Raw genomic sequence first — 6,200 nt, 5'->3', positions numbered from 1 at the left:
CTCCCGCTCGCGGATGTGGCAGAGGCGCATCGACGCATGGATGCGAAAGAGATTACGGGGCGAATCGTTCTTAAGTCCTGAGTAGAATAGCAAAGGCAGACAACCTTTGGATCCAGTGTTAACATGGCATTGGTGCCATGTCCGTAAAAGTAACTGCTTGAGCAACTTTCTCTTTACCCCCAGTAAGTAATATAATTACATTTGCTCGTGTGCCTGCTGGATGTTGCTTTCTTTGAAGTAAATTTTTCTTTTCAAGTAGTAAATAAGAAGTATGGATACCAATAATAGCGAAAAACTCCTGTAAGGATTCTAATAAGAATCCTGCAGGAGTTTTGTATATTTGAAAAATGGCTAACTTGGGCTACACATATTCCAAGTGTGGAAGAGTGTAAAGAAAGAGCAACTACTGCTCTTGAAGCATTTAAAGAAAAGAGAGATTTACCATTCTATATTTTTACTAAAGATGAACAGAACTTTATTGGTAGAGCTGGATTACATCATATTGATTGGTCAGTTCCAGTCTGCTACTGTATTTCATGATAAATTTTAATCTTTTTTATTAGGCCACAAGAAAGAAGGTCAATAATATGGTAACAAATTATCTTGATAATGTGTCCTTTGAATTAAGAAAGAAACAAGATTTTTTATGGCTGAAAGAACTAGGAAAAATTTTCTGCGTGTTTGATCAGCAAGATTCTGGAAATATTTCCTTTGGTGTGCAAAATGGCGAGAAAAATATTTTGTAAAATATGCTGGAGCGCAAACAATTGAGTACGAAGGAACTACGCAAACTGCAATAGATAATCTTAATCAAGCGGTAACTGTATATCAGGATCTAAGACATGAAAATGTAATAAACTTTGTTGAGAAAATAAATACAGAAGATGGTATAGCACTTGTATTTGACTGGTTTGATGGCAAGTGTTTGTTTGCTCATTGGACATTTGATAAATGGAATAGATATACTCATCCAAACTCACCCTATTATAAATACAGAAGGTTGAGTTTGGAAAAACGGTTGAAATCGATAAATACAATCTTCCAGTTTTTATCGTTTGTTGAGCAACAGAATTATGTTGCGGTTGATTTCTATGACGGAAGTATCCTATATGATTTTAATAATGATAGAACCCAAATCTGTGATATAGATTTTTTCAGGAAGAAACCTACCGTGAATGATATCGGCGAAAATTTTTGGGGACCCAAAAGATTTAAATCACCCGAAGAATATACTCTCGGGGCACCTATAGATTCAATAACAAATGTATATACAATGGCTGTACTGTTATTTGGACTAATTGGTGGAGAAGCTGATCGTTCGTTTGAAAAATGGGAAGGTTCAAAAGAACTATATGAACTTGTTTGTAAAGCGACTTTGCCAGAAAGGGAACTGCGATTTCAATCCATAAAAAATTTTTATAAAGAATGGGAACTTTCTACGAAGAACTGCAAAAACAGGACTAACTAAATACGTCTCAAGCAAATGTGGCTAAATGAGAAAATTATGCGGTGTTAAGCTAGATAAATTCTAGGATTAGAGATTTCTCGGTTTAGGATCTAAATCGTTCAATGACATGTTATAGAAGTGAATTGAAACAACGCAAAGGTAGATAAATTAAGGGCTCATTGTATGCGGAGAGCTTGCTTTTTCAATGGCATGTCATGGAGCAAACTACAAAGCCTTGTAGCAGTTGGATTTGCTGGCTTTTCAAAACTTGTAAACAGTATTTTAAGTGACAGTGGTGCCATGTCCATGTAACATTTATTTTTAAGATTAGTTTGGGAGAAACGTATTGCAAACGGAAAATTTCCTGCTGAATTTTTGTATGAATTTGACAGGGATTTTTTATTTTTAAAGGAAATGTATAATTAAGGGAAATGTAATAGTTAGGGGGATTTAACTTGAAACAAAATGTCTATGATGATGAGATTTTTTATAAATCTTATGTTGAACTTAGAATAAATTCAACGGGTCTTAATGACGTTCTTGAGATTCCTGCATTTAGAACACTCTTGCCCGAGGATTTAACGCATATGGAAATCTTGGAATTAGGGTGTGGGTTCGGACAATCCTGTAGTTGGTATGTTTCTCAAGGAGCTGGGATGGTTATAGGCATAGACATTTCTGAAAAAATGATTGCTAGGGCAAGGCAGCTTTATCAGCATGATAAAATAGAATATGTACGCCTTCCTATTGAAGATATAAATTTTCCTAAGGAAAAATTTGATTTAGTGCTTAGTTCGTTAGCATTTCATTACGTTGCTGACTTAAAAAACGTTCTTGAAAGAAGTTATCATTGTCTAAAAAATAATGGATTTTTGATTTTTTCACAAGAACACCCCATTGCAACTGCTAAAAAGGTTCCAAACGGCTGGGTGAAAGACGAAAACGGCAAAAAGATGCATTGGATATTGGATAACTATAATGATGAAGGTATTAGAAAGCAAAACTGGTTTATTGATGATGTAATAAAATATCACCGAACAACATCAAGTATTATCAATGTTCTAGTTGAAACAGGGTTTAAGATTGTAAGAGTGTTAGAGCCAGCAGCAATTAAAGAAGCGGAAATGATAAATGATGATTTGAAAGAGGAACGAAGAAGACCACCTTTTCTTCTTATAAAAGCGCAGAAAATATAAACTGATTTATTCAATCGGATAGAAGAATAAACAAATATAAAACCTACTACGACCCCAAAACCAAAAATCACGACATCCACAGCCAAAACACCAATAAACCTAACCGTCTAATTTACGAGAAATCCCCATATTTACTGCAACATGCCAATAATCCAGTAGACTGGTATCCATGGGAGCAGAAGCGTTTCAGAAAGCACAGCGTGGAATCGGCCTGTATTTTTGTCTGTGGGCTATGCCATTGTCAGGATTGCTATACTGTGCAAAGTGCGGCAGAACAATGCAATATAAGCGGTATAAAGGAAAGAATGAAACCTATTGGAGTACTGCACGAAGTGCAACCAAAAGGGGAGAAAACTAGATGCAGCTTTCTATCATGCTTTGTATAGCACAATCACCAAGATTGACGAACAGACATTACAAATGGTTGATGCAACGAATGACCAGTGTAGCGAAACCAGAACATTATTGGAAATGAGGCAGAAGGAATTAGTTCAGACGGAACAGGCAATAGAGAAACTATTTGAGCTATATGAAGATGGGACAATATCAAAGCAGCGGTTTTCAGATCGGATGGCAATTCATAGCAAGAACAAGCAAGAGGCTCAAAGGGATATCGAGAATTATCGACATTTATTGGCTGTGAATGCGGATATGGTGACGTTGGATACGATTCAGGAGCAAGTAAGTGAGTTTAAAGAGGTATGGAATAATGCTTCTACTTCGAGTGAGACAAATAAGGCATATAGGTTGTTAATTGATAAGATTGTATATGATCGAGAAGAGAATGGTATAGTGCTGGAAGTTTTATATAAATAAAGTTTAGGTTAATTTTATAGAATTGAAAGTAAAAGAAGGAAACTCCTATTAAAATTTGTATGAATTTGGCAGGAGTTGTGTATTTCTTTGGGAATATTATAAATTATCATGGTACAACTCTTTAAGTACTCTTCTTGCGAATTTTTTCAATTGCAGAAGAAGTTTTTGGGGGGATAATATGAAGTGTAATATCAATGGAAAAGAATATAGTTATAATTCTAATATAACTGATAATGAACAGATACGAATCAGTTTTAATGAATTGGCCCAAAAAACATTTGGATTAAATTTTGAAAATTGGGAAAATAGCTATATTCCGCATGTTCTTTTGGATAATAAGCATGTGGTTGCAAATGTTTCTGTAAATATAATAGATACAGTATGGCAAAACCAGAGAAAATCTTATATTCAGCTTGGAACTATTATGACAGACATTGAGTATAGGAATAAAGGTTTGGCTCGCTTGTTAATCAATAAAATATTAGAAGAATGGAAAGATAAATGCGATGCAGTTTATCTTTTCGCAAACGATAGTGTTCTTGACTTTTATCCTAAGTTCGGTTTTGTTGAGGCAATTGAATATCAGAGTGAAATGCCTATTTATAAAACTCAAGGTGTTGTGAAAAAGCTTGATATGTCATTACCACAAGACAGAGAATTGCTGCTAAGTAAATATTCGCAATCAAATCCGTTCTCAGCCTTACCAATGATAGACAATGTAGGCTTACTCATGTTTTATTGCTCACAGTTTATGAATAATAATATTTACTATATTGAAAAGTGTGATGCAATCGTAATTGCGGAATATGAAGATGATAGCTTATTATGCTTTGATATATTCTGCAATAATGACAAAGATATGTGTGATATTCTATCCATTATGGCTATAGAAAGCACTAAAAATGTAGTGTTTGGTTTTACGCCAAAGTCGGCTTATAACTACAAAATCTCGCGATTGAATAAAAAAAATACTACGCTATTTGTTTTAAGCAGCAAAGAAAATGTCTTCGCCCACAATCAGTTAATGTTTCCTTTATTATCTCATGCTTAAAAGATCTTCTTGCTGCTTATGAAAAAACGGAGATAGAGAAATGTAAGCTATCTTTGACATCTCAAGTTACAATGGTGAGATTAGATACGATTCAGGTACAAGTAAGTGAGTTTAAAGAGGTTGTTTGGAATACGGCTTATAGATAATTGATTGATAGGATTGTATATGATCGAGAATAATGGGATTACGCTGGAGGTTTTGTATAAAAAGGGATTGTTATAACGAATAAAATACTGCTGGATTTGTACACATTTGGTAGTACCTTATCTGATTAAATGGTGATATTTAAAGGAGGGGATATCAAAGTTCTCAGATACTGATATGGGAGTGAGTATGTGGAAAATAAAAAACTCGTGATTCTGCAGGAAATAACGAAGACGATAGAGATTGGCTCAAATTGAATGTTATTCACTCTGATGAAATGGAAAATGCCATTAATATTCAACGAAAAATAATAGAAATATTGATATTAGTAATTTCAATAAGTGCAAACAGAGTTTGACTCATTCAGATTTATGGTGCGATAACATTTTATTTTTTTCAGACAACGTATCTGCAATTTTAGATTTTGACAGATTACAAGTAACTTATAAGGAATTAGATATAGCTAGAGCGCTACTTTCATTTGCTTTAGATGATAATTGTATGAGATTGGATATTATTAAAAATTTTATCAGTGGATATAACAAACTTAGTAATCTTTCAGTAAAAGATGTGATCGGTTCTATGAAACTACTATATTGTTTGGAAAGTTTTTGGTGGCTTGTAGGAGATGATCAGATTAAAGATGGTCCACCAAAAAGATTTGCAGAAGAAATGGTTTGGTTGACTGCCAACTGGTTTAACCTAGATAAGATATTTAAGACAATAACATAATATAGCTCTTAATGCAGAGATGGAGGTGAGTCAATGGCATTTAAAGATGCATTTAAGACCTTTCCGATTATTGAAGCAAAAAGACTGATATTACGTCCTACAATTTGTTGGGGTATTGCGCTTAAAGAAAGCAATGAACTAATTGGACGATTTGAGATATGTAGGTTTATTCGTCAGTCTATGGCAGAAGTTGCATATTCATTGGCGAAGGAGCATTGGAATAACGGATATATGACAGAAGCATTACGAGCTGTAGTAAAGTTTGGATTTGAAATAATGGACTTGCATAGAATAGAAGCTACAGCAGCAACTGAAAATGAGGCAAGTGCTAAAGTTTTACACAAAGCTGGATTTATTACAGAAGGGATTTTGCGAAAGTATAACTATGGTGATGAATTTCGAGATACATATATTATGTCAATTTTAAATGAGGACTATTTTAGTAAATAGCCAAAATGTTTAACAATAGCCTGCATGGATACTATTTCTATGCAGGTTTTAATGCGTATATCTTCATAATAATGGATAACCTAACCATATAAAATTTAGGAGGCGTTATTCATGGAAAATAAAACCTACTTCGACCCCAAAACCAAAAATCACGACATCCACAGCCAAAATACTAATAAACCCAACCGCTTAATTCACGAAAAATCTCCATACCTACTGCAACATGCCAATAATCCAGTAGACTGGTATCCATGGGGAGCAGAAGCGTTTCAGAAAGCACAGCGTGAGAATCGGCCTGTATTTTTGTCCGTAGGCTATTCTTAGCTGTGCTTAAAATAAATGATAGGATGTTACATTAATTTAC

The 6,200-nt window shown here is 34.3% G+C and carries 9 protein-coding genes and 1 pseudogene; all 10 read left to right on the top strand.

Annotated features, from left to right (window positions below; all coding sequences use genetic code 11):
- The first annotated feature begins 587 nt into the window (after positions 1-587).
- A complete protein-coding gene (locus LMF89_RS12420) occupies positions 588-746 on the top strand; it encodes a hypothetical protein (protein WP_229535354.1) in 159 nt (52 codons plus the stop codon).
- Between the two features lie 260 nt (positions 747-1,006).
- Positions 1,007-1,468: a hypothetical protein gene (locus LMF89_RS12415; protein ID WP_500797128.1), complete on the top strand. Its 462-nt coding sequence runs from the start codon at positions 1,007-1,009 to the stop codon at positions 1,466-1,468.
- A gap of 434 nt (positions 1,469-1,902) precedes the next feature.
- Positions 1,903-2,643 carry a class I SAM-dependent methyltransferase gene (locus tag LMF89_RS12410; protein WP_229535353.1) on the top strand — a complete coding sequence of 247 codons (741 nt, stop codon included), beginning with the start codon at positions 1,903-1,905 and terminating at the stop codon, positions 2,641-2,643.
- Between the two features lie 8 nt (positions 2,644-2,651).
- Positions 2,652-2,849: pseudogene (locus LMF89_RS26215) on the top strand (DUF255 domain-containing protein); the annotation flags it as partial.
- Positions 2,813-3,001: a recombinase zinc ribbon domain-containing protein gene (locus tag LMF89_RS12405; RefSeq protein WP_369412590.1), complete on the top strand. Its 189-nt coding sequence runs from the start codon at positions 2,813-2,815 to the stop codon at positions 2,999-3,001. The pseudogene LMF89_RS26215 and the gene LMF89_RS12405, both read left to right, overlap by 37 nt.
- Positions 2,959-3,459 (top strand): hypothetical protein, encoded by a 501-nt coding sequence (locus tag LMF89_RS12400; RefSeq protein ID WP_229535352.1) that lies wholly within the window; start codon positions 2,959-2,961, stop codon positions 3,457-3,459. Before LMF89_RS12405 ends, LMF89_RS12400 begins: the two co-directional genes overlap by 43 nt.
- A gap of 178 nt (positions 3,460-3,637) precedes the next feature.
- Entirely contained in the window at positions 3,638-4,510 is an 873-nt protein-coding gene (locus LMF89_RS12395; RefSeq protein ID WP_229535351.1) for a GNAT family N-acetyltransferase, read from the top strand.
- Positions 4,511-5,008: 498 nt separating this feature from the next.
- Positions 5,009-5,386: a protein kinase family protein gene (locus tag LMF89_RS12390; RefSeq protein ID WP_229535350.1), complete on the top strand. Its 378-nt coding sequence runs from the start codon at positions 5,009-5,011 to the stop codon at positions 5,384-5,386.
- 33 nt (positions 5,387-5,419) lie between these two features.
- Positions 5,420-5,836 carry a GNAT family N-acetyltransferase gene (locus tag LMF89_RS12385; protein WP_229535349.1) on the top strand — a complete coding sequence of 139 codons (417 nt, stop codon included), beginning with the start codon at positions 5,420-5,422 and terminating at the stop codon, positions 5,834-5,836.
- 111 nt (positions 5,837-5,947) lie between these two features.
- Positions 5,948-6,160 (top strand): DUF255 domain-containing protein, encoded by a 213-nt coding sequence (locus LMF89_RS25790; protein WP_255711273.1) that lies wholly within the window; start codon positions 5,948-5,950, stop codon positions 6,158-6,160.
- Positions 6,161-6,200: the final 40 nt, after the last annotated feature.

The organism is Pelosinus baikalensis (assembly GCF_020819555.1).
GTDB lineage: Bacteria > Bacillota > Negativicutes > DSM-13327 > DSM-13327 > Pelosinus > Pelosinus baikalensis.
Note: the sequence above shows the minus strand (reverse complement) of the source record. Positions and strands in the feature narration are given on the sequence as shown.

Bases quoted from the DNA above. Each gene is read 5' to 3' on its own strand.
- LMF89_RS12420 (WP_229535354.1), top strand. From the start codon at position 588: ATGGTAACAAATTATCTTGATAATGTGTCCTTTGAATTAAGAAAGAAA.
- LMF89_RS12405 (WP_369412590.1), top strand. From the start codon at position 2,813: ATGGGAGCAGAAGCGTTTCAGAAAGCACAGCGTGGAATCGGCCTGTAT.
- LMF89_RS12395 (WP_229535351.1), top strand. From the start codon at position 3,638: ATGAAGTGTAATATCAATGGAAAAGAATATAGTTATAATTCTAATATA.
- LMF89_RS12385 (WP_229535349.1), top strand. From the start codon at position 5,420: ATGGCATTTAAAGATGCATTTAAGACCTTTCCGATTATTGAAGCAAAA.
- LMF89_RS25790 (WP_255711273.1), top strand. From the start codon at position 5,948: ATGGAAAATAAAACCTACTTCGACCCCAAAACCAAAAATCACGACATC.